Here is a 22,790-nt window from a genome sequence, read left to right on the forward strand (position 1 = left end):
AATGCTGGGGCGGTGGTGCCTTGCCGCGGCCGCGGCACTAGTTCTCGCGACGGCAGTTCACGCCCAGGATTCCGCGAAGCCGGACTTCCCAAAACGCCCGATCACGATGATCGTGCCGTTCACGGCCGGCGGCACCTCCGACGTGATTGCCCGCGCCGTCGCCGACCAGATGAGCGCGGCGCTCGGCCAGACCATCATCATCGAGAATGTCGGCGGCGCTGGCGGCTCGACCGCGCTGACCCGCGCGGCGCGCGCCGAGCCGGACGGCTACACCATCGCGATCGGCAATGCCGGCACCAATGCCGCGACCTACACCATCTACCCAAAACTGGCGTTCACGCCTGACTCGTTCGCACCGATCGCCGTCGTCGCCAAAACCTTCGGCATCGTCGCGCTGCGCAAGGATTTCCCGGCCAAGGACCTCAAGGAATTCATCGACTACGCGAAAAAGAATCCGGGCAAGGTCAATCTCGGCCACGCCGGCGTCGGCTCCTCGAATTACCTGATCTGCAAGAGCTTCGTGCATGCCGCCGGGATCGACGTGCAGCTGGTCGGCTATCGCGGCGCGGCACTTGCACTGACGGATGCGATCGGCAGCCAGATCGACGGCGTCTGCGATGCCGCGGCGTCGGTGTCGCAGGCGATCGACGACAAGCTGGTGAAAGCGGTGGTGGTCGGCTCGACGGTGCGGCTCGCCTCGCTGCCGGAACTGTCGACCTCGGCCGAAGCCGGATTGCCCGAGTTCGAGGCGCAGGGCTGGAACGGCCTGTTCGCGCCGAAGGGCACGCCTCCGGAAATTATCGCCAAGTTGAATGCCGCGGCGCGCAGCGCAGTCGCGAGCGAGGCGGTGAAGAAGCGCTTCGTCGATCTGTCGACGGTCGCGCCCGATGCCGATGAGCTTGCACCCGAGGTGCTGCAGCAGCTGGTGACCCGCGACGTTGCGAAATACCGCGCGCTGCTGGCAGACGACAAGAAGTAGAAAGTCGTCCTCGCCGCGTTGGCTCTGCCTCGAGGTGGTCGCGGGGCCAAGGTCTTCCGTCGCCAGATTGGCCTGAAACTTGCTGGTGGTCTTCTGATCGTAGCACGGGAGATGCATCATGCTCATTCGCAAGGCTTACTGCACGATTGCGCTCCTGTGCGCGCTGCTGTCGTCGCGTTCGGCGACGGCCGAGACCACGCTGCGTATCGCCATGACGGCGTCCGATATCCCGACGGCAACCGGGCTGCCGAATAACGGCTTCGAAGGCATGCGCTTTCTCGGCTATCCGATCTTTGAGGGGCTGGTGCTGTGGAATCTGACCGGCACCGACCAATTGGCCACGTTGCGTCCCGGACTCGCGGAGAAATGGGAACAGGACCCTTCCGACAACAAGACCTGGATTTTCCATCTGCGCCAGGGCGTCAAATTCCACGATGGTACCGATTTCAATGCCGATGCCGTGATCTGGAATCTCGATCGCTACTTCAACAGCGAGAGCCCGCAATTTGAACCACCGAGCTCGGCGATGTCGCGGGCGCGGGTCCCGGTGATGGGCAGTTACCGGAAGATCGATGACGCAACGGTGGCGATCACGACGACGAAGCCGGCATCCTATTTTCCCTATATGGCGGTCTATCTTCTGTTCACCTCGCCCGCGTCATTCGAGAAGGCCGGCCACGACTGGGCCAAGGTCGCGACGTTGCCGGCTGCCGGCACCGGGCCGTTCCGCATCACCAGGGTTGTGCCGCGGCAAGAGGCAGACCTGGCGCGATGGGACAAATATTGGGACACGAGCAAGATCGCGAAGGTCGACAACGTTATGTTGCTGCCGATCCCCGAGGCCAATTCGCGGTTGGCCGCCTTGCGCGCCGGCCAGGTCGACTGGATCGAAGTGCCGCCGGCCGATGGCATCGACTCCCTGAAATCCGCCGGCTTCACCATTACCACCGGTTCCTATCCGCATGTCTGGCCGTGGTTCTACAACATCGGCGCCGCCAACAGCCCATTCAAGGATGTCAGGGTTCGCCAGGCCCTGAACTACTGCATCGATCGGGACGGGCTGGTGTCCCTGCTCAACGGGACCGCAGAGCCGTCGGTCGGCTGGCTCAAGGTCAGCGATCCCGATTTCGGCGCACCGGCCAACCGCTACAAATTCGACCCGACCAAAGGCAAGGCGCTGCTTGCCGAGGCCGGTTACACGCCGGCAAAGCCCCTGGGGTTCAAGGTGCTGATCTCGAATTCAGGCTCGGGGCAGATGCTGCCGCTGCCGATGAACGAATTCCTCCAGCAGAACCTGAAGGAAGCCTGCGGGGTCAATGTGGAATTCGACGTGATCGAATGGCAGGTGCTCTTGACCGCGGCCCGGGCCACGCCCGACAGTCCAAATTTGCGGGGCGCGATGGCGCTCAATATCAGTTCGCCTTCGTCGGACGCCGGCGTGATGGCGCGCTATTTCCTGGCTGCCAATTTTTCACCGAACGGTTTCAATTTCGAGCAATGGAAGGACGACGAGTTCGAAGCCGCACTCAAGACGATTTCGGAAGCGACCGATCCGAAAGTGATCTCGGCGGCCTATCGCAAGGCGCATGAGCGCCTCGTCGACGACCCGCCCTGGCTCTATATCGTCCACGATCTGAACCCCCGCGCGATGAGTCCGAAGGTGAAGGGTTTTGTGTCGCCCCAGTCGTGGTTCGTCGACCTCACGCTGGTCAGCATGCAATAGGCCGGGGTAACGGTCGTCGCCCGCATGCTCGCGCCATGGCGCAAAGAGCATGAACCTGATCCGTTTCGTCCGCGACCAATGCAGGGATAGTCGCTGCCGTTTCACGATCTCTTCACGCTAGCGCTGCCGGAGTAACAACCGGGGATTGCCGCAGCGTGCCGGGCGCGTTATGACGGTGGCGACTTTGGATGGTCTGTCCGGCTCGCTGGGATCCTTAATGCCTGTAGCATTGGTCATATTGCTGCTCGACATCTCGCTGATCTATCACGCCTCGCGCACCGGGCGCCTGCAGCCCTGGGCCTTCATCATCCTGATGGTGCCGCTGATCGGCGCGCTCGCCTACATCGTCGTCGAACTCGTTCCGGAATGGTGGGGCGGGCCGGGTGCCGCGCAGGCACGCAAACGCGTCGCCAACCGGCTCGATCCGGAGAAGCGGTATCGCGAACTGTCCGACCGGCTCGCGACCTCGGATACGATCGCCAACCGCGTGGCGCTCGCCGCCGAATGCCACACTATCGGGCGCTTCGAGGAGGCCGAGGGCCATTACGACCATGTGCTGGGGCTGCCGCAAGGCGACGATCCGGCTTATGCGCTCGCCAAGGCGCAGGCCCAGTTCGCCCGCAAGCAGCCGGCCGAGGCGCTGGCGACGCTCGATGCCCTGCGCGAGCGCTGGCCGGATTTCGAGTCCGCCGAGGGGCATCTGCTCTATGCCCGCTCGCTCGCCGAACTCAGCCGGCTCGACGAGGCGCTGGAAGAGTACCAGGCGGTGTCGCAGTATTTTCCGGGCGCCGAGGCGCGGGTGCGCTACGGACTGCTGCTGCAGCTGGTCGGCCGCACCGCCGAGGCGCGCATGGTGTTCAACGAACTGCTGATCCAGATGCGGCGCGCGCCGAAATACCTGCGCGACGCGCAGGCCGAGTGGCTCGCGATCGCCGAGAAGCAATTGTCGGCCTGAGCTGCGGTAGATGTATGTGACTCGTCATTACGAGCGCAGCGAAGAGTGGAGATATGGATTGCTTCGTCGCTGTCGCTCCTCGCAATGACGTTGATAGGCTGTGTACAAATTATCCGCTTCTACAGTCTTCGCAGCCAGCGCTTGATGGCTTCAGCGGGCACCGTCATCGCGGCGACGCCGGCCATGACCAGCACAAGGCCGAGCACCAGATTCGACGGCACGTTTTCGCCGAGCAGGATCACCGACAGCGCGACGCCGATCGGAATCCGCAAGTAACCTTGCGCATTGGTGGTGAGTGTGCCGAGCCGCGTCAGGCACATGTAGAACAGCATCAAGCCGAATGCGCTGGAGAAGATGCCCATCACGACGGTGGCGACCAGCGCCTGCGGCGTCGGGTGCAGCGTCCAGGGATGGTCGACGATCAGCGCGACCGGCAGCAGTACGGTGCCGCCGAACAGCAGCGAGCCGGCGGCGACCACCATCGGGTCGTAGTCCGACAATTTGAGCCCGAAGATCGTGGCGCAGGCGAACGAGACGGTGGCGAGCAGGATCGCGATCTCGGCGACAATCTCCTTGCCGAAGCCCGAGAGTGCATCGAGGCCGATGATCGCGACCGTGCCGGCGAGGCCGAGGATCGCACCGACCAGCTTGAGCAGCGAGGCCGGCTCATGCCGCGTGATCGCCCAGGTGATCAGGAAGGCAAAGATCGGCGTGGTCGAGGCCAGCACCACGGTGTTGGACGCCGGCACGTAGAGCTGCGCCCAGGTGATCACCAAAAACGGGATCGTGGAGTTGATGGTCTGCTGGAAGGCGAACAGCTTCCAGGCCTTGATGTCGGTCGGGATGCGGATGCCGCGCAGCCGCAACACGATGAGCAGGAAGGCGGCCGCGACCAGCGAGCGCGCCGAGATGAAGGTGACCGGCGGGATCGAGCCGAGCCCGATCTTGGTCAGCGGATAGGTCGAGCTCCAGCAGCAGGCCAGCGCCAAAAGCAGCGCATAATCGCGCCAGCCGCGCACGCCCGGCGTCGATCTCGTCGCTGTGGGTGTGATCCCGGGAGCCGTCACGCTACCCGCCTTGGCTGTGCTCTTCGGCAGCTTGATTGGCCCCCTGCGCATTGACGCGCACCGAAACTGATACTTCGGGACCTCTGTGGAGGCCAGAGCCAAGTTCTGCGGCCCGCCGCGCGTTCAATCCCGCAATACGGTATTTGACACGGCCGGTTCGGCATCTGTGGAGCGCGAATGTCCGCCAGCACCCGATGTCGCTTCCCACCAGTCGCCGAGGGCATCGATCAGCGGCACGAGCCGGTGGCCGGCCGGTGTGAGCTGGTATTCGACGCGCAGCGGATAGCCGTCGAACTCGATGCGCTCGACGATGCCGGCGTCCTCCAGCTTGCGAAGCTCGAGGCTGAGCATCTTGTGCGAGATGGTCGGGTTGTCCCGGCGCAGGTCGCTGAAGCGCTTGGTGCCCTGCTTTAGATAATAGATCAGAAGCGTCGGCCAGCGGCCGCTCAGGATCTGCATGACTTCTTCGATCGGGCAACGGGAGACGAGGGATTTCATGGCGGCTCGTGGTTACAAAAAGGTGCGTAATTTACTTCACGGTTGTGACGAATAGGGTCCGGCTCCGCTGCGCAGCGTGATCGTCAGACATCACCGGAGACCACATCATGGAACCTATCCTTATCTATGGCTTCCCGCTCGGAAGCTCCATGGGGCTCGTTGCAGCGCTCGAATGGCTGCGCAGACCCTATCGCCTTTGCCGCGTCGACATGCTCGGCGAAATGCGCGATCGCTCCTATGCCCGGATCAATCCGCGGCATGAGACGCCGGCCTTCGTCACCGACCAGGGCAGGGTGCTGACGGAGAACATGGCGATCGCAAGCTGGCTCGCGGCTCGCGATACCGAGCGCCGCATCAGCTTCGACCCTCTGTCTCCGCAGTCCGACCGGATGCTTCAGCTGATGGCGTTCGTGAACACCGGCTTCACCGCCGCGTTCAGTCCGCTGTGGGCGGCACTGGAGATGCAGACGCCGAATCCCGCGATGCAGTCCGCGCTGCGGGAGTGGGGAAAGGGCAATGTCGTGCAGCGCCACGACCGGCTGGAGGAATTGATCGGCGATACGCCGTTCCTGCTCGGCGACCGCCCGACATTGGCGGATGGGCTGCTGATCGGTGTCGCGCGCTGGCTCGATTTTCACGCCGTCGCCGACCGCAATCGCTGGCCGAAACTGTCCGCGTTGCGCGCCCGACTGGAAGCGAACCCGGCCGTGATCTACGCGACGGCGCTGGAGACGGGCGAGAGCAGCCCCGGGACGGGCACCTGCGCCGGTCACGTTCCGCTTGCCGAGGTGATCGATCGGTTCGGCACGCTGGGCGCGTGAGGATTCCCGGCCGCCAGGAGACCGGAGCCCGCCGTTTGGGCTTCGGCCTATGTTACAGTTTTGTGACCTGGCCCACACGCAGCTACCGCCCGCGCTGTTAGGCTCGGGCCATGACAAAGCATTTCAGATTACCGATCATTTTCACTGCTCTGGTCGTCGCGACGCAATGTCTGGCTGCGGAGACCAAGGGCGCGGGCTCAACCTTCGTATCGCCTGTCATGGCGAAGTGGATCGATGCCTACAAGGCAACGACCGGCAACACCGTCAGCTATCAGGCGGTAGGCTCGAGCATCGGCGTCGGCCTGATCAAGAAGGCCGTGGTCGATTTCGGCACCAGCGACATGCCGCTCGATTCGAAGGAGCTCGACAAGCTTGGCATGGTGCAATTCCCGATCGTGATCGGCGGCGTCGTGCCGGTCGTCAACATCGAGGGCGTCAAGCCCGGACAGATCCAGTTCACCGGACAGCTGCTCGCCGACATCTATCTCGGCAGGATCAGATTGTGGAACGATCCGGCCATTCGGGCCGTCAATCCCGATTTGAAGCTGCCGCGCACCGCGATCACGGTGGTTCACCGCCTCGACGGTTCGGGCACGACGTTCAACTGGTCGAATTATCTCTCCAAGGTCAGCGCGCAGTGGAAGGCCAGCGTCGGCGAGGGCACGTCGGTGGAGCGGCCGGTCGGGCTCGGCGGCAAGGGCAACGACGGCGTCGCTTCGCTGGTCGGCCTGATTCCCGGCTCGATCGGTTATCTCGAATATGCCTATGCGTTGCAGCGGCTCGACCGGATTTCCTTCGGCCTGGTGCAGAACAGCGCCGGCAATTTCGTCACCCCGGACGCCGCATCGTTCCAGGCTGCCGCATCGAGCGCGGACTGGACGGCAGCGCAGGATTTCAACCTGGTGCTCACCAACGCGCCGGGCGAGGACGCCTATCCAATCACCGCGACGACGTTCGTGCTGATGCACAGGCAGTCGAAATCGCCCGACGGGGCGGCAACTGCGCTCGACTTTCTGCGCTGGGCACTGCAGAGCGGCAGGCCGCAGGCCCAATTGCTCAACTATGTGCCGTTGCCGGCCACGCTGGTCGAGCAGATCGAGCGTTACTGGCAGCACAATTTCGAGGCGCTGACGGCCTCGGCCGCGGCGCCAGGAAAGCGCTGACTGAACGGCAGTCTGCGGAGAGGCTACTTGAAACCGATCACCATCGAATCCGGGCCGACCAGCGGCTCGACGTGGGTTGTCGAGAATCCGGCCTCGCGCATCCAGGCTTGGCAGTCCTTGCCTGTGTAGTCAAACCCACCGGCGGTTTCGATGAGCATGTTCAAGCTCATCAGCAGCCCGAACGCGTTCTCGCGACGATCGTCGTCGATGACGGCATCATAAACAATAACCGCGCCGCCTTTCGGAAGAGCATCAAAAGCCTTGCCGAGCAGCGCCTTCTTGCCGGCAAGGTCCCAGTCGTGAAGGATGTGACCCATGATGATGACGTCGACATTCGGCAGAGTGTCCTCGAAGAAGTTGCCTCCTCGAAACTGCACGCGGTCCTTCACCCCGCGCTGAGCGATGAATTCCTCGAACACCGGCTTGACCACGGGGAGGTCGAAGCCGATGCCGGTGAGGTGCGGATGAGCCTGGGCGAGCGTAGCAGGCACCATGCCCTGAGCCGCACCAAGATCCATGAACGTCTTGTACTCGCTCCACCGGAACTTGCCGGCAATGGCGTGGGCCGCACCCGCGCTGATGGCGCTCATCGCGCTCAGAAATCCCCGCAACCGGCCCGGATCGGCGTAAAGAGCTACGAAGAGGTTATCTCCTCCGCCCTTGCCTTCGTTCTGCAATTCGCCGCTGCGCAGCGCCTCCGTGAGCGATCCCCAGAAGCCATAGAGCCGGGCATTGGCCATCTCCAGAACGCCGCCGATGTAGGATGGCTTGCCTCGATCGAGATACAGGTCGGTGTCCGCCGTGTTGCGGTAGATGCCATTCTCGCGCTCCAGCAATTTGAGCGCCACCAGCGCATCGAGGAAGTCGCGGGCCGATCGTTGATGCAACGCAAGCTTCGTCTGAAGCGTCGGCAGGTCGGCCGGGCCGTTGGCCAAGGCGCTGAACACGCCTAGCTCGACGGCGCTCAGGAGCGTTTTGGATGCCCAAAAGCCCAAGCCGATCTGCATGATATGTTCGGGTGTTGGCTCGCTCATGACTAGGTCCCAAATTGGTTGTCGCGGCTGATTCAGCCGAGTGAACGTGTTGCCCTGTTGCGGGCCTGAACGCCGGGATGGTCGCAGCGGTGCGCCGCGGCGTCATTTCAAACAATGGCGAATAAGTTTGATTTTGACATATCGGCGAGGTGAACGCCACCGGCGTCGAACTGGCGGACATCAAATGAACGATGGACGCCGATCCGGCGTCCATCGTGGTACTGCCTGAAATTTCGGTGCCAGACTTAGCGCAGCACCTCGTTCAGCACCTCGCGCGACGAGGCAACGACAGCGCGGCTGCGCGTCACAAGCGGCGCTGCGTCGCTTCACGCGAAGAACGCGCGAGAAGACAATGCGCTAGCGCATGATGAGATTAGGTTGAGCTGGAACGGCATCGAACCTTCACCTCTCCCTTGGGAGAGGTCGATTTGCGCAGCAAATCGGGTGAGGGGTTAAGGCCCATCGAGCGAGCAAGAGCCCTCACCCGGATTGCTTCGCAATCCGACCTCTCCCCAACGGGGAGAGGTGAACCGAGACCGCGCCAAGCCGATTCAACCGAATCTCATCGCTTTTTAGAGCTGCGTGTTCGATTCAATCCGCGCCGATGTACGGCTGGATGACGGCGCGTGTCCACAGGCCTCGCGCATTTCATGCGAAGCGGGTTTCGAACTCTACGCCGTTGGCTCCGCCGGCGCCTTGCGCTTCACCCGCTTGATGGTGCCGGAGAAGCTGAACAGCGGCCGCCCGGCCGAGGTCAGCATGCCGCGCACGAAGATCAGCGATCCGCCGGCGCGGGTGACCTCGCCGGTGCATTCGATCAGGTCGCCCTCGCGCGCCGCGTCGAGGAATTCCGAGGCGAACGACACCGTGACGCCGGGACCCTGGAGCACCGAGCCGGCGAGCGCGAACAGGCAGTAATCCGCGAAGGTCATGAAGCAGCCGCCGTGGACGTTGCTGCTGCCGTTGAGGTGTTTCTTGGCGACCCGGAACGCGCAGGCGATGCGGCCGTTCTCATCCATGCGGTGGTAAAACGGGCCGGAATGGCTCTCGAAATTGTCCCGGGTCCAGGTTCGCCAGCCGGCGAATTCGCCCTCGGTTTCGACATGCAGGTCGGGGCGGTGGTTGAATGCGGTTTTGGCGAGCTCGTTCACGAAATCTGGCCTTCAATTAGCGGGTTCGGGTCCTTAAATCCGATCCATCCCCATTGTGCAAATCCGGGTAGCAAATCCCGGGCCGCGTCGAGCCGCCGCAAAGCTCTGGACAGGCCGGAAATGCCCCGTAAAAGGCCTTTTCGCCTCCGTTCGATCTCCCTATTAAGGGTCCCATGACCGCGCCCAAAAACGAGCCCAAGAACGAACCGAAGATCACCCCCGAACTCGTCGCCGCCCACGGGCTGAAGCCGGACGAGTACGAGCGCATCCTGAAGCTGATCGGGCGGGTTCCGACCTTCACCGAGCTCGGCATCTTCTCGGCGATGTGGAACGAGCATTGCTCATACAAGTCGTCCCGGATCCATCTGCGCGGCCTGCCGACTAAGGCCCCTTGGGTCATCCAGGGCCCCGGCGAGAATGCCGGCGTGATCGATATCGGCGACGGCCAGGCCGTGGTCTTCAAGATGGAGAGCCACAACCACCCGAGCTACATCGAGCCCTATCAGGGTGCGACCACCGGCGTCGGCGGCATCCTGCGCGACGTCTTCACCATGGGCGCGCGTCCGATCGCCTGCCTGAATGCACTGAGTTTTGGCGCGCCGGAGCATCCCAAGACCCGGCACCTGGTGTCCGGCGTAGTTGCCGGCGTCGGCGGCTACGGCAATTCGTTCGGCGTGCCGACGGTCGGCGGCCAGGTCCGCTTCCACACCCGCTATGACGGCAACATCCTGGTCAACGCGATGGCGGTGGGCCTCGCGAGAGCCGACAAGATCTTCTACGCGGCGGCCTCCGGCGTGAACATGCCGATCGTCTATCTCGGCTCCAAGACCGGCCGTGACGGCATCCATGGCGCCTCGATGGCCTCGGCCGAATTCGACGACGCCTCCGAGGAGAAGCGGCCGACCGTGCAGGTCGGCGATCCCTTTGCCGAGAAGCTGTTGCTGGAAGCCTGCCTGGAGATCATGGCGGCCGATTGCGTGGTCGCGATCCAGGACATGGGCGCTGCCGGCCTGACCTGCTCGGCGGTCGAGATGGGCGCCAAGGGCGATCTCGGCGTCGACCTCCATCTCGACGCGGTGCCGACCCGCGAGACCGGCATGAGCGCCTACGAGATGATGCTCTCGGAGAGCCAGGAACGCATGCTCATGGTGCTCAAGCCCGAGAAGGAGCAAGAGGCCGAGGCGATCTTCCGCAAATGGGGGCTCGATTTTCGCGATCGTCGGCTACACCACGCCGACCAAGCGCTTCGTCGTCAAGCATGGCGGCGACGTGATGGCCGATTTGCCGATCAAGGAGCTCGGCGACGAGGCGCCGGTCTATGACCGTCCGCATGTCGCATCGAGCGCGTTGCCCGTGATCCGCGGCCAGGACGTCAAGCCGCCGCTCGGCATCGCCGACGCGCTGGAGAAGCTGATCGGCACGCCCGAACTGTGCTCGAAGCGCTGGGTCTGGGAGCAGTACGACCACGTCATCCTCGGCAATACCATGCAGCGTCCCGGCGGCGATGCCGCGGTCGTGCGCGTCGAGGACGGGCCGAAGGGGCTTGCGCTCACCGTCGACGTCACGCCGCGCTATTGCGAGGCCGATCCGTTCGAGGGCGGCAAGCAGGCGGTGGCCGAAGCCTGGCGCAACATCACCGCGGTCGGCGGCCGGCCGCTCGCGATCACCGACAATCTCAATTTCGGCAATCCGGAGCGGCCCGAGATCATGGGCCAGTTCGTCGGCTGCCTGAAAGGAATTGCGGAAGCCTGCATCGCGCTGGACTTCCCGGTCGTGTCCGGCAACGTCTCGCTCTACAACGAGACCAACGGCCGCGGCATCCTGCCGACGCCCTCGATCGGTGGCGTCGGCGTGCTCGACGACTTCACCAAGTCGGCGACCCTGGCGTTCAAGGCAGCGGGCGAGGCGATCCTTTTGGTCGGCGACACCCAGGGCTGGCTCGGCCAGTCGGTCTACCTGCGCGATGTCTGCGGCCGCGAGGAGGGCGCTCCGCCGCCGGTCGATCTCTCCGCCGAGAAGCGCAATGGCGACGTGGTGCGCGGCATGATCCACGCCGGCACCGCGACCGCGGTGCATGACGTGTCCGATGGCGGGCTCCTGATTGCGCTGGCCGAGATGGCGATCGCAAGCGGTATCGGCGCGCAGCTCCTGGCCGCGCCGTCCTCGATCGTGCCGCATGCCTATTGGTATGGCGAGGATCAGGCGCGCTACATCGTCACCGTGCCGGCGGCCGACGCGGGCCTCGTGCTGGCAAAGATGAAGGGCGCCGGTGTGCCCTGCGCTCGGATCGGCACCACCGGCGGCGATGCGATTGCGGTCGCCGGCGAGGCGCCGGTGGCGGTCGAAAGCCTGTCGCGCGCCTTCGAGCATTGGCTGCCGAACTACATGAGCGGCACCGCCGCCTGATCCGGCAGGATCCGCGCCACAAAGCAACGAGCTCAATAGCGCGATGATCCGATCATCGCGCTATTTTCCTTTGTTCAACCGCGATGCCCTGCGGATCGCGTCAGGTCGCGCCGCGAACCGCGCGCCAGGCAAAGATGATGATGCAGGCGCCGATGAAGCCGGCGATGAGATAGCTGAGCCATCCGCCGCCGAGCGACACGCCGAGCAGACCCAACAGCCAGTTCGCCAGCGCCGCGCCGACAATGCCGAGGATGATGTTCATGAAGATGCCGGTTCCGGACTTCATGAACATCTCGGCGAGCCAGCCGGCCAATCCGCCGACGATGATGGCGGCGATCCATCCAACTTGAGGGTCGTTCATCCGAGGACGCTCCTTGAGGTCATGCAGTCCGGCCAGCATAGCCGAGAATCACCCCGCGGCATGTGACCAATGGCAGGTTGTGCGCAACTTGTCGGCCGCGCTCGGGCTCTCAGCCTTGCCGTTTGGGCCGCTGCCGTCGATTTGCCTGTCGCGGCAGAACGTGAGAGCGCCGCCGCGATGGGAAACTACAGCACGTATTTGGCGCCCGGCAGCTTGCGCAGCACGGTCGTGACGGCCCAGCTCAGCGCCACGGTGGCGAAGAACGCGATCGCCGCCTTTGCGATCGCCGGCAGCTCCATGTCGAACAGCCAGTATTGCAGCCACAGCACGATCGGATAGTGCACCAGGAACATGCCGTAGGCGTCGCCCTGCATGCGGTCGAGCAGCGTCGGCCCCGGCCCTTTCGATTGCAGGAAGTAGGCCAGGATCGCGAACAGGATCGAGGCGCTGAACAGCACGTAGAAGCTGCCGTAGATCGCCAGATACCAGGCGGGGAGCGGATCGGGGTTACCGATGATCCCGCGCTTGATCGAGATCATCACCCACATCATCGCATAAGGGATCAGCGTGATGCCGGTCCAGAACCAGCGCCGCTCGGTCAGCCGTCCGTGCGCGCCGAGCACGCCGCTCTCGAAGTTCGCCGCTCCCACGCCCGCGCCGACGAAGAAATAGCAGGCATACAGCAGCACGCGGCTCGCCTGCACCGAAAACGGTCCGAACTCGAACCAGTAGTTCTGGCCATAGGCGACCAGCATCGGAAGGTAGACGGCGGCGCTGACCACGACCAGGAACAGCCAGAACTTCGAGGGACGTTCAAATCCCTTGATCGACAGACGGTTGATCGGATCGAGCAGACGCGACGACACCCGGTACAGCACGCTCGCCGTGAGGTCGAAGGTCATCAGGACATAGACGAACCAGATCGGGCCGCTCGGCCACGGGCCGGCCGTCACGGTCTTCCGCCAGAACTCGGAGAAGGTCAGATCCGGCGTCGCGCGCAGCGCGATCGCGTAATAGGCGATCGGGATCACGGTGAAAGCGCAGACCACGAAGGGCAGGCCGAGCCGCAGCAGGCGATCGCGCAGGAAGATCAGCCACGGCTTGTGGCCGAGCCCGGGCCAGACGAACAGCCCCGACAGGAAGAAGAACATCGCCATGAAGAAGCTGTCGGTGGCGAGCACCACGCAGTCGAAGCCGATCCACGACGTCGGGTCGGTGTGCCCGAAATAGGTGTAGGGGATTACGGCGTGATGCAGCAGCACGACCAGCGTCAGGAAGGTGCGTGCACGGTCGAGGGCGACATTGCGCTTGTGGAGCTTCGGTGCTGCCTGGACGTCGACGGCCGGAGCCGCGTGAGCAATCGATTTCATGGTGCCCCCAGCCGGGTCTGCAGCCTGATGTTGCAGTCGGGAACTCGATTCAGCAAGGCCCAATCGGCCCGTTTCCGTGGTGTCGAGGTCGGTCATCTCGGCGCGTTTGTTTCGTTTTGGAACCGGGCTCGGAAGCCGGCGTTATCGGCGGACGCGCACAGCGCGCGTGCGGTTGGTGGAGCAAGCAATGACACTGCTGAAATGGGCGTTGATCTTCCTGGTCGTCTCGATCATCGCGGGCTTGCTCGGCTTCACCGGCATCTCAGCCGCCTCCGCCGACATCGCGCGCTTCCTGTTCTACGTGTTCGTCGTGATCTTCCTGGTGCTCCTGATCCTCGGGCTCACGATCTTCAGGGCGTAGCGGACGTCGTCGTCCCGACCGCAACCGTCATTCCGGGCACGCGAAGCGTGAACCTCAGGTGCGCAATTGCAAACCGGGGAATCTCGAGATTCCGGGTTCGATGCTAACGCATGGCCCCGGAATGACTCTGGAGTTGGTTCTCTTACGCCACTTCCTCGATCTTCACCTTGTCGGGATAGAAGGCGAGGTGGCCGGCGATCTCGGTCATCGCCGGGAAGGGCTCCTCATAGGTCCAGATCGCATTGTCCAGCGTCTTGCCGTTGGCCTTGATGCTGAAATAGCTGGCATCCCCCTTGTAGGGGCAATGCGTGGTCCGCTCGGTGCGGGTCAAAAACGCCATATTGGCATCCTGCCGGGGGATATATTGCACGGCCGGATAGCTCGCTTCCTTCAGGGTCAGCGCATGGCTGGTCTCGGCGATCACGACGCCGTCGGCGGTGACGCGGACGCGCTTGGCATTGGGCGTGATCGTGATCGGATGGTCGGGGCCGGGGAGCTTCATGATTCTGCGCCTCTTCTGGTCATTTCGGCGTGATGGCTTGTGACCGATTGATGCAGGTTTAAATCGCTGGGAATGGGGATATAGTGTGCGGCAGGGTGACCTAGAAGACCTCAGGCGCTAGGTTTTTACCTGCATGGCTGCCGGGCCAGCCATGATTCGAACGACCCTGACGGAGGTGGACTGGGATGCCGATGGACGCCCGTGATATCGAATCGATGATCAAGGCAGCGATCCCCGATGCCGAGGTGACGATCCGCGATCTGGCCGGCGACGGCGACCACTATGCGGCCACTGTCATATCCGAGTCATTCCGCGGCAAGTCCCGCGTCCAGCAGCATCAGATCGTCTACCAATCGCTGAAGGGCCAGATGGGCGGCGTGCTGCATGCGCTGGCGCTGCAGACCGGGGTGCCGGGCGGCTAGGCCCTCCAGGCCGGCAGGCGGGGGCCTCGAGCGATGGCAGACAATCCGCGCGGCGCGATGTTTCGCGTCATCGTGCCGAACCAGCACAGCCGCGTCACCAATGCCGAGCTGTTCTTCGACCTCGTCTTCGTCTTTGCCGTCACGCAGCTGTCGCACACGCTGCTGCACCAGTTCACCCCGCTGGGCGCGGTGCAGGTCACGCTGCTGTTCCTCGCGGTGTGGTGGGTGTGGGTCTACACCACCTGGGTCACCAACTGGCTCAATCCCGAGCTGACGCCGGTCCGCCTGCTGCTGTTCGTGCTGATGCTGGGCGGGCTATTGCTGTCGACCTCGATCCCGACCGCCTTCGAGGGGCGCGGGCCGTGGTTTGCCGGGACCTATGCCGCGATGCAGGTCGGCCGCACCGCGTTCTGGCTGCTGGCGACGCCGCGGCGCTGGACGGCGGTGCGCCACAACGCGATCCGCATCCTGACCTGGCTGTCCGGCTCGGCGGTGCTGTGGGTGCTCGGCGGCCTTGCCGAGCACGAGACGCGGATGTGGCTCTGGATCGCGGCGCTGGCAATCGAATACGTCGCGCCGGCGCTGCGGTTCTGGACCCCGGGGCTGGGCTTCTCCTCGATGGAGGCGTGGTCGGTCGAGGGCGGCCATATGGCCGAGCGCTGTGCCGGCTTCATCATCATTGCGCTCGGCGAGGCGATCGTGGTCGACGGTGCGACCTTTGCCGAGCTGACCTGGACGCCGGAGAATGTCGCAGCCTTCATCTCGGCGCTGGTCGGCAGCATCGCGATGTGGTGGATCTATTTCCACAAGGGCGCCGAGGCCGGCTCGGAGATGATCTCCAAGTCCGAGGAATCCGGCCGCGTGGCGCGGATTGCCTACACCTATCTGCACATGCCGATCGTCGGCGGCATCATCCTCACCGCGGTCGCCGACGAGTTGGTGCTGAAGCATCCGTCCGGCCATGCCGATCTCAAGACGATCGTGAGCTCGGTCGGCGGCCCCGCGCTGTTCCTGGTCGGGACCATCCTGTTCAAATATGTCATCCGCAATTTCCTGCAGCTCTCGCATGGCGTCGGCATCGTCGCGCTGGCGGTCACGGCATATTTTGCCCACGCGATGTCGCCGCTGACGCTCTCGATCGTCACTACCGCGATCATGATCGTGGTCGCGGCGTGGGAGTCGATCTCGCTGCGGTCGACGGGGGAAGAGGAGTAGCGGCGGCCGCTACCCGCGTCCGGCCGTGGCCACGCGGTGCTGCCAATACACGAACAGCGGCGCGCCAATCACTTCGAGCGCGGTGAAGCCCACGAAGGCCAGCGGCGGGAGGCCGACCATCACCATCGACAGCAGCCGGCCGATGCCGCCGAGGAAGATGCCGCTCCACACCACGCGGAACAGCACGCTCTCGCTTTCGATGCGCGGCACCAGCCAGAGCAAAGCGAGGCCGAGACCGAGCCAGACCCCGCCGAAGAAGCGCAGATTGCCGTCGAGCACCGGCAGCGCCGGCACGCCCGAGGAGGCATAGAGCGGGTCGCTGACGCCGAGCATGGTGATGATGCCGGTGAGGATCGGCACCAGGGCCAGCGCCGCCGTCGCAATCTGGAGCGCGCGCCGGCCCATGATCGTGCTCCTGGTTTGAGTGGGGATGTTCACCTCTCCCCAATGGGGAGAGGTCGATTTGCGCAGCAAATCGGGTGAGGGGCGGCGCCACTAACGAGAGACCGCAATCCCTCACCCGGCGCTACGCGCCGGCCTCTCCCAAAGGGAGAGGTGAAGCACCGCCGCCGCTTCAGTTAAACGTAATTTCAACGCGCATTAATCGGCGACCAGCGCGTGCACCGAGAACATCGTGTCGGCGTCGGTCCAGCTGTTGCGCACCGTCCAGCCTGCGCTGCGGGCCAGCGCGGTGAAGCGCTCGAGCGAGTATTTATAGCTGTTCTCGGTGTGGATGCTCTCGCCCGGACGGAACGCGAAGGTGTTGCCGAGGATCCGCACGGTCTGCGCCTTGCGGCTGATCAAATGCATCTCGATGCGGTGGCGGTCGCGGTTGTAGATCGAGCGGTGGGTAAAGCCCGAGAGGTCGAAATTGCCGCCGAGCTCGCGGTTGATGCGCACCAGCACATTGAGGTTGAAGCGCGCGGTGACGCCGGCCGCATCGTTATAGGCGTCGTAGAGCACGCGCTCGTCCTTCTCGAGATCGACGCCGATGATCATCTGCGCGCCATGGCCGAGGATCTGGCGTGCGCTGCGCAGGAAGGCCAGGGCCTCGCTCGGCTCGAAATTGCCGAGCGTCGAGCCCGGGAAGAAGCCGACCTTCGGCATCGCGGCGACGGCATCCGGCAACGCGAACGGCGTGGTGAAGTCGGCCGCGACCGGATAGATGCCGAGACCGGGGAAATCCTTGCGCAGGCCGTCGGCCTGGGCTTTGAGGAAATCGCCGGAAATATCGACGGGCACATAGGCTGCGAATTCGCAATGCTCGAGCAACAGGCGCACCTTGGTGGTGGCGCCGGCGCCGAACTCGACCAGCGCCGCACCGTCCGGGATGATCGCGGCGATCTCGTCGCCTCGGTCGCGCAGGATGCCAAGCTCGGTGCGCGTCGGATAGTATTCCGGCAGCACCGTGATCTGCTCGAACAGCTCCGAGCCGGTGGCGTCGTAGAAATATTTCGGCGACAGCCGTTTCGGGTGACGGGCGAGGTCGCCGATCACATCTCCGGCAAACGCCGAGGTCGCTTCGTCGAACGGATACGCTTTGGCTAAAGCGGCGGCATGCACATTCATGATACTCTCCTGAACGCGCTTACCGGCGCGCACTTGATGTCGACAGGATTAGATCAGGCGTAGTCGGCGAGGCGTAACCCCGTGAATTGCCAGCGATGGTGCGGGTAGAAGAAGTTGCGATAGGTGACACGGCCATGACCTGCCGGCGTCGCCAGGGACGAGCCGCGCAGCACCAGCTGGTTGACCATGAACTTGCCGTTGTACTCACCGAGCGCGCCTTCGATCGCGCGGTAGCCCGGGTAGGGCGAATAGGCGCTGCGGGTCCATTGCCAGACGATGCCGTAGGCGTCGTTGAGCAGTCCGGCGCGGGCTGCGACCTCCCATTCCATCTCGGTCGGCAGATGCTTGCCGGCCCAGCGGGCGAAGGCATCCGCCTCGTAATAGCTGACGTGACAAACCGGGGCGTGCGGATCTATTGCTTGCAGGCCACCCAGCGTCATGATCCTCCATTCGCCGTCGATCTCGCGCCAATGGCCGGGCGCCTGCCAACCCTCATTTCTGACGGTAGCGAAGCCATCCATCAGCCACAGCGTCGCGGTGGAGTAGCCGCCGTCCTTCATGAAGGCGAGCCAGTCGGCATTGGCGACGAGGTTTTTCGCGAGCTTGACCGGACCGACCAGCGCGCGGTGCGCGGGCTTCTCATTGTCGAAATGGAAGCTGTCGTCGGCGTGGCCGACGGTGTGGATGCCTTCGTTGAGCGTGACCCATTCGTCCGCGCCGCGGTGCGACGCCGGGAAACGCCAGGCCGGATCGTAGGCCGGCGGGATCGGGTTCTGCGCGAACGCGTGCAGGATGTCGGTGTAGATCAATTCCTGATGCTGCTGCTCGTGATTGAGGCCGACCTCGACCAGCGGCACCAGCGCTTCCAGCTTTTCAGGTGGGGCGGTCTGGAAGAATTTCACCACCTCGGCGTCGACATGGCGGCGGTAGGCGGTGACTTCGTCTGATGTCGGGCGGGTCAGATGGCCGCGCTGATGGCGGGCATGCCGCGGGCCGGCGGTGACGTAATAGGAATTGAACAGATAGGCGTAGTCCGGGTGGTACGGCGTGTAGCCATCGACGTGCTCGCCGAGCATAAACTGCTCGAAGAACCAGGTCGTATGGGCGCGGTGCCACTTGGCGGGACTCGCATCCGGCATCGACTGGATCAGCTGATCTTCCGCCGACAGCGGCGCGACCCGGCGCTCGGTCTCGTCGCGGACCGCGCGATAGGCGTCGACCAGCCGCTCCGCGAGCGGCCCGGATTCGGAGGAAAGTGACGGGGAGGCCGCAGAAAGGGCGATCGCGGCAGAGGCTGGTTTCGTCACGAGGGTCTCCGATTCAAGGGGAGAACGTTGCTTCGGCAATCCGGTTCCTGACGGGCAGTTCGTCCTAGATAGGGGCTCCGTTACGGGAAAAAAGCCTCCCCCATGATGATATTGGGCCCGTCAGATAATCTGGGCGCCTTTTGGACCGCCGCCCGGCCCCACCGCATGCCAGATTTCCGCCATTTTGCTTTGGATGCACAATGGTTTGAGCTACATATATAGCCAGTCACGGGTTAGAAGGGCGGGCCGGCCCGTCAAGGCCTGAGAGCGCCGCCCACGCAAGGAAGCGAAAATGAGCATCGAGCAATTCATCGACAACGAAGTGAAGTCGAACGACGTCGTGCTGTTCATGAAGGGCACGCCGCAATTCCCGCAGTGCGGGTTTTCCGGTCAGGTCGTGCAGATCCTCGACCACATCGGTGTCGGCTACAAAGGCCTCAACGTTCTCGAGTCCGCCGAGCTGCGCAACGGCATCAAGGTCTATTCGAACTGGCCGACGATTCCGCAGCTCTATGTGAAGGGCGAGTTCGTCGGCGGTTGCGACATCATCCGCGAGATGTTCCAGGCCGGTGAATTGCAGCAGCTGTTTGCCGACAAGGGCATCCCGGTCGACGTGGCTGCCTGACCTTGACCGCGCGCCGGATCGGCCAGGCGCGGCTCGACGTCATCGTTACCGACATCACGACGCTCCGCGTTGACGCCATCGTCAACGCGGCCAATTCATCGCTGCTCGGCGGCGGCGGGGTCGACGGCGCGATTCATCGTGCCGCCGGCCCCGAGTTGCTTGCCGAATGCCGCGCGCTGCACGGCTGCAGGACGGGCGATGCCAAGATCACCAGGGGTTACCGGCTCCCGGCGAAGCATGTGATCCATGCGGTCGGCCCGATCTGGCATGGCGGCGCCCAGAACGAGGATGCGCTGCTCGCCTCCTGCTATCGCCGCGGCATCGAGCTGTGCCACGCCAACCAGCTCGCTTCCATTGCATTTCCCGCCATCTCGACCGGCGTCTATCACTTCCCGCCGGACCGCGCCGCCGGCATTGCGGTCAAGGCCGTGGTCGATGCCCTGGCGGCGGCGCCCGGCGTCACGCAGGTGATCTTCTGCTGCTTCTCGGCCCCGAGCGGCGAGCTTCATCAGGGGGTCCTGGACGGCTTTGGCAGCCCTTGTGCCTGATGATACCGCCGCTACACTTCTCCGTGATTTCCGGAGGGGGATAGTTCGAATGGATTCATTTCGTTTGATGTGCGCGGCAGCCATCGCCGCGGTGGTGCTCGCCGCGCCGGCGTTCTCGCACACCGAGGGCACCTATGAGATACCGGCGGGGGCGCACTTCAACCCCGAAAAGCTCGCCAAGATCGGCGAGTTCTTCAAGAATGAGGTCGCGACCGGAAAGATACCGGGCGCCATCGTCCTGATCCAGCAGCACGGCAAGCCGGTCTATCACGAGGCCTTCGGCGTGCAGGACGTGGTCAGCAAGACGCCGATCACCGACAACACCATCTTCCGCCTGGCCTCGATGTCCAAGTCGATCACCGCCGTGGTGTCGATGCAGCTGCTGGAGGAAGGCAAGTACAAGCTCGACGATCCCGTCTCGAAATACATTCCGTCCTTTGCCGACATGAAGGTCGGGGTCGAGAAGAAGGCCGAGGACGGCACCAAGACGCTCGAGCTGGTGCCGCTGAAGCGGCCGATCACGATCCTCGATCTGATGACGCATACGTCCGGCATCACCTACGGCTTCTATGGCGACAGCCTGGTCCGCAAGGCCTACAAGGCGGCCGACATCTACGGCGGCGATTTCGACCTCGCGGAATTCGCCGAGCGGATCGCCAAGCTGCCGCTGCACAACCAGCCCGGCGCGCTCTGGCAATACGGCCATTCCACCGACATCCTGGCGCGCGTGATGGAGATTACCACCGGCGAGAAGCTCTCGACCATCGAGCAGGAAAGGCTGTTCGGCCCGCTCGGCATGAAAGACACCGGCTTCTTCGTCACCGATCCCGAGAAGCAGAAGCTGCTGGCCGAGCCGATGCCGAACGACAGCGATTTCCGGGTCGGCCGGGTCAACGATCCGACCAAGGTCAAGAAGTGGGAATCCGCCAGCGGCGGCATGGTGTCGACCATGGCGGATTATTCGCGCTTCGCCCAGATGCTGCTCAATGGAGGCACGCTCGACGGCAAGACCATCATGAAGCCCGAGACGTTCAAGGAGCTGACCACCGACCGTGTCGGCCCGGGCTCCGGCGTCGAGCGCGACTTCTTCTACTTCCCCGGCGACGGCTTCGGCTTCGGACTCGGCATCGCGGTGCGCACCGATCCGGGCACGGCGAAGCCGCCGCCGCCCGGCGATCTCGGCGAGCTGAAATGGGACGGCGCCAGCGGCTGCTATTATGTCATCGACCGCAAGCAGGACTTCTTCTTCGTCCTGTTGGAGCAGACGCCGACCGAGCGCCAGCGCATCCAGCGGACGTTGAAGCAGCTCGTCTATGAAGCTTTGGAGAACTAAAGCGTTTGTGGATTCTGGTTCGCGTGAAGAAAACGCGTCACAACAAAAGGATAAGAATATGATCCGAGGCAGCTGGATCGGATCATATTCTTGCATACGCGGGTGCTGCGCGATCGTCGCGGCACTCCTGCTCGCGTCTGCAACGGTTGCGAAGGCCGGCTCCGCGGGGCCGGCCGCGCACAATTTCTCGGCGGAAGGCCTCGCCAAGGTCTCCGACTATGTCAGGAACGAGATCGCGACCGGAAAGATTCCCGGCGCGATCCTGCTGCTGCAGCAGCACGGCAAGCCGGTCTACTACCAGAATTTCGGAGTTCGCGACGTCGCAACGGAATTGTCGATGAGCGCGGACACCATCTTCCGCCTCTATTCGATGTCGAAGCCGATCACGACTGTGATCGCGATGATGCTGGTGGAGGAAGGCAAGCTCGCCCTCGGCGATCCCGTCTCGAAATACATCCCGGCCTTCGCCGACATGAAGGTCGGCGTCGAGAAGCGCGGCGACGAAGGCAAGCCGGCGATGACGCTGGAGCCGCTCAAGCGGCCCCTCACCATCGAGGATCTGATGCGTCACACCGCGGGCCTGCCCTACGGCTATTATGGCGGCGGTGTCGTGAACAAGACCTACGCCGATGCCGGCCTGTTCAATAACGATCCCGACAATGCCGAGTTCGTGGCGCGGCTCAGCTCGCTGCCGCTTGCCGAGCAACCCGGCACGCAATGGGACTACGGCCATTCCACCGATGTGCTCGGCCGCATCATCGAGGTGATAACGGGCAAATCCCTGTTTCAGGCCGAGAAGGAGCGGCTGCTCGGCCCGCTTGGCATGAACGAGACCGCGTTCTATGTCGCCGACCCCGCGAAATGGCCGCTGATCGCCGAGCCGATGCCGACGGATCGCATCATCAGTCCGGTCGCTGACGTTAGCGACCCGCGCCGGCCGCTGCGGCGGGAATCCGGCGGCGGCGGAATGGTCGGCACCATCGGCGACTACGCGCGCTTCTCGCAGATGCTGCTGAACGGCGGCAGCTACGAGGGGCGGCGCTACCTGAAGCCGGAGACCATCGCGCTGATGGCGCGGGACCATATCGGTCCGGAAACCGGCATCGTGCGCGACAAGAACTACTATCCCGGTCCGAACTCCGGCTTCGGCCTCGGCTTCGCGGTCCGCACCTCGGTGCCGGCGAACACGGACTGGCCATTGGGCGAGTATCGCTGGGACGGTGTCGGCGGCACCTTCTTCTTCATCGACCCCTCCGACGATCTGTTCGGGATCTTCATGGTGCAGACGCCGTCGCAGCGCGGCCGGATTCAGCAGGAGCTGAAGACGCTGATCTACCAGGCGATGGGGCGGTAGCCAGCTTCGCAGTTTCGTAGCCCGGA

The 22,790-nt window shown here is 64.0% G+C and carries 22 protein-coding genes and 1 pseudogene; 13 read left to right on the forward strand and 10 right to left on the reverse strand.

Annotated elements, in window-relative coordinates; genetic code table 11:
• Position 1 precedes the first annotated feature (1 nt).
• From ACVIW0_RS13860 to ACVIW0_RS13870, 3 genes are all read left to right on the forward strand, one after another.
• Positions 2 to 979, forward strand: coding sequence for a tripartite tricarboxylate transporter substrate-binding protein (locus ACVIW0_RS13860; RefSeq protein WP_461352845.1), 978 nt, complete (start codon positions 2 to 4; stop codon positions 977 to 979).
• Between the two features lie 118 nt (positions 980 to 1,097).
• On the forward strand, positions 1,098 to 2,702 hold the full coding sequence (locus ACVIW0_RS13865; RefSeq protein WP_461352846.1) for an ABC transporter substrate-binding protein: 1,605 nt from the start codon (positions 1,098 to 1,100) through the stop codon (positions 2,700 to 2,702).
• Between the two features lie 217 nt (positions 2,703 to 2,919).
• Positions 2,920 to 3,657, forward strand: coding sequence for a tetratricopeptide repeat protein (locus ACVIW0_RS13870; protein ID WP_461352847.1), 738 nt, complete (start codon positions 2,920 to 2,922; stop codon positions 3,655 to 3,657).
• A 119-nt stretch (positions 3,658 to 3,776) separates the two neighbouring features.
• On the opposite strand, the gene ACVIW0_RS13875 is transcribed toward ACVIW0_RS13870, so the two are convergent.
• Both ACVIW0_RS13875 and ACVIW0_RS13880 read right to left on the reverse strand, forming a co-directional pair.
• A complete protein-coding gene (locus ACVIW0_RS13875) occupies positions 3,777 to 4,754 on the reverse strand; it encodes a DMT family transporter (RefSeq protein ID WP_461357321.1) in 978 nt (325 codons plus the stop codon).
• 93 nt (positions 4,755 to 4,847) lie between these two features.
• Complete coding sequence (locus tag ACVIW0_RS13880) at positions 4,848 to 5,222, reverse strand: winged helix-turn-helix transcriptional regulator (RefSeq protein ID WP_461352848.1); 375 nt, start codon at positions 5,220 to 5,222, stop codon at positions 4,848 to 4,850.
• A 107-nt stretch (positions 5,223 to 5,329) separates the two neighbouring features.
• Here ACVIW0_RS13880 and ACVIW0_RS13885 point away from each other — a divergent pair, with 107 nt between their 5' ends.
• Together ACVIW0_RS13885 and pstS are read left to right on the forward strand one after the other, a co-directional pair.
• The gene (locus tag ACVIW0_RS13885; RefSeq protein ID WP_461352849.1) at positions 5,330 to 6,043 is read left to right on the forward strand and encodes a glutathione S-transferase family protein; all 714 of its coding nucleotides are present in this window, start codon (positions 5,330 to 5,332) and stop codon (positions 6,041 to 6,043) included.
• A 110-nt stretch (positions 6,044 to 6,153) separates the two neighbouring features.
• Positions 6,154 to 7,206, forward strand: coding sequence for a phosphate ABC transporter substrate-binding protein PstS (pstS, locus tag ACVIW0_RS13890; protein WP_461352850.1), 1,053 nt, complete (start codon positions 6,154 to 6,156; stop codon positions 7,204 to 7,206).
• A 23-nt stretch (positions 7,207 to 7,229) separates the two neighbouring features.
• Here the strand turns inward: pstS and ACVIW0_RS13895 are convergent, their stop codons facing one another.
• A complete protein-coding gene (locus ACVIW0_RS13895) occupies positions 7,230 to 8,240 on the reverse strand; it encodes a methyltransferase (RefSeq protein ID WP_461352851.1) in 1,011 nt (336 codons plus the stop codon).
• Positions 8,241 to 8,911: 671 nt separating this feature from the next.
• Positions 8,912 to 9,391: a PaaI family thioesterase gene (locus ACVIW0_RS13900; protein WP_461352852.1), complete on the reverse strand. Its 480-nt coding sequence runs from the start codon at positions 9,389 to 9,391 to the stop codon at positions 8,912 to 8,914.
• A gap of 173 nt (positions 9,392 to 9,564) precedes the next feature.
• On the opposite strand from ACVIW0_RS13900, the pseudogene purL reads away from it, so the two are divergent.
• Positions 9,565 to 11,797: pseudogene (gene purL, locus ACVIW0_RS13905) on the forward strand (phosphoribosylformylglycinamidine synthase subunit PurL).
• Between the two features lie 100 nt (positions 11,798 to 11,897).
• Here the strand turns inward: purL and ACVIW0_RS13910 are convergent.
• Both ACVIW0_RS13910 and ACVIW0_RS13915 read right to left on the reverse strand, forming a co-directional pair.
• Positions 11,898 to 12,158 (reverse strand): GlsB/YeaQ/YmgE family stress response membrane protein, encoded by a 261-nt coding sequence (locus tag ACVIW0_RS13910; RefSeq protein WP_456733929.1) that lies wholly within the window; start codon positions 12,156 to 12,158, stop codon positions 11,898 to 11,900.
• 185 nt (positions 12,159 to 12,343) lie between these two features.
• Complete coding sequence (locus tag ACVIW0_RS13915; RefSeq protein WP_461352853.1) at positions 12,344 to 13,528, reverse strand: acyltransferase family protein; 1,185 nt, start codon at positions 13,526 to 13,528, stop codon at positions 12,344 to 12,346.
• 187 nt (positions 13,529 to 13,715) lie between these two features.
• Between ACVIW0_RS13915 and ACVIW0_RS13920 the strand changes: the two genes are divergently transcribed.
• A complete protein-coding gene (locus ACVIW0_RS13920) occupies positions 13,716 to 13,889 on the forward strand; it encodes a DUF1328 domain-containing protein (RefSeq protein ID WP_029083837.1) in 174 nt (57 codons plus the stop codon).
• Positions 13,890 to 14,031: 142 nt separating this feature from the next.
• Here ACVIW0_RS13920 and ACVIW0_RS13925 read toward each other — a convergent pair whose 3' ends face one another.
• A complete protein-coding gene (locus tag ACVIW0_RS13925; protein ID WP_461352854.1) occupies positions 14,032 to 14,391 on the reverse strand; it encodes a DUF427 domain-containing protein in 360 nt (119 codons plus the stop codon).
• Positions 14,392 to 14,576: 185 nt separating this feature from the next.
• Here ACVIW0_RS13925 and ACVIW0_RS13930 point away from each other — a divergent pair, with 185 nt between their 5' ends.
• Complete coding sequence (locus ACVIW0_RS13930) at positions 14,577 to 14,813, forward strand: BolA family protein (RefSeq protein ID WP_212015434.1); 237 nt, start codon at positions 14,577 to 14,579, stop codon at positions 14,811 to 14,813.
• 33 nt (positions 14,814 to 14,846) lie between these two features.
• Complete coding sequence (locus ACVIW0_RS13935) at positions 14,847 to 16,028, forward strand: low temperature requirement protein A (protein ID WP_461352855.1); 1,182 nt, start codon at positions 14,847 to 14,849, stop codon at positions 16,026 to 16,028.
• Positions 16,029 to 16,037: 9 nt separating this feature from the next.
• Here ACVIW0_RS13935 and ACVIW0_RS13940 read toward each other — a convergent pair whose 3' ends face one another.
• From ACVIW0_RS13940 to egtB, 3 genes are all read right to left on the reverse strand, one after another.
• A complete protein-coding gene (locus ACVIW0_RS13940) occupies positions 16,038 to 16,433 on the reverse strand; it encodes a DUF4345 domain-containing protein (protein WP_461352856.1) in 396 nt (131 codons plus the stop codon).
• A gap of 195 nt (positions 16,434 to 16,628) precedes the next feature.
• Complete coding sequence (gene egtD, locus ACVIW0_RS13945) at positions 16,629 to 17,597, reverse strand: L-histidine N(alpha)-methyltransferase (protein WP_461352857.1); 969 nt, start codon at positions 17,595 to 17,597, stop codon at positions 16,629 to 16,631.
• 53 nt (positions 17,598 to 17,650) lie between these two features.
• Positions 17,651 to 18,904: an ergothioneine biosynthesis protein EgtB gene (egtB, locus tag ACVIW0_RS13950; protein ID WP_461352858.1), complete on the reverse strand. Its 1,254-nt coding sequence runs from the start codon at positions 18,902 to 18,904 to the stop codon at positions 17,651 to 17,653.
• 292 nt (positions 18,905 to 19,196) lie between these two features.
• Between egtB and grxD the strand changes: the two genes are divergently transcribed.
• From grxD to ACVIW0_RS13970, 4 genes are all read left to right on the forward strand, one after another.
• Positions 19,197 to 19,529, forward strand: coding sequence for a Grx4 family monothiol glutaredoxin (gene grxD, locus ACVIW0_RS13955; RefSeq protein WP_016843475.1), 333 nt, complete (start codon positions 19,197 to 19,199; stop codon positions 19,527 to 19,529).
• On the forward strand, positions 19,526 to 20,077 hold the full coding sequence (locus ACVIW0_RS13960; protein WP_461357322.1) for an O-acetyl-ADP-ribose deacetylase: 552 nt from the start codon (positions 19,526 to 19,528) through the stop codon (positions 20,075 to 20,077). The genes grxD and ACVIW0_RS13960 overlap by 4 nt, the downstream gene beginning before the upstream one ends.
• 67 nt (positions 20,078 to 20,144) lie before the next feature.
• Entirely contained in the window at positions 20,145 to 21,410 is a 1,266-nt protein-coding gene (locus tag ACVIW0_RS13965; RefSeq protein ID WP_461357323.1) for a serine hydrolase domain-containing protein, read from the forward strand.
• A gap of 58 nt (positions 21,411 to 21,468) precedes the next feature.
• Entirely contained in the window at positions 21,469 to 22,764 is a 1,296-nt protein-coding gene (locus ACVIW0_RS13970; protein WP_461352859.1) for a serine hydrolase domain-containing protein, read from the forward strand.
• Positions 22,765 to 22,790: the final 26 nt, after the last annotated feature.

This window comes from Bradyrhizobium sp. USDA 4454 (assembly GCF_054822705.1).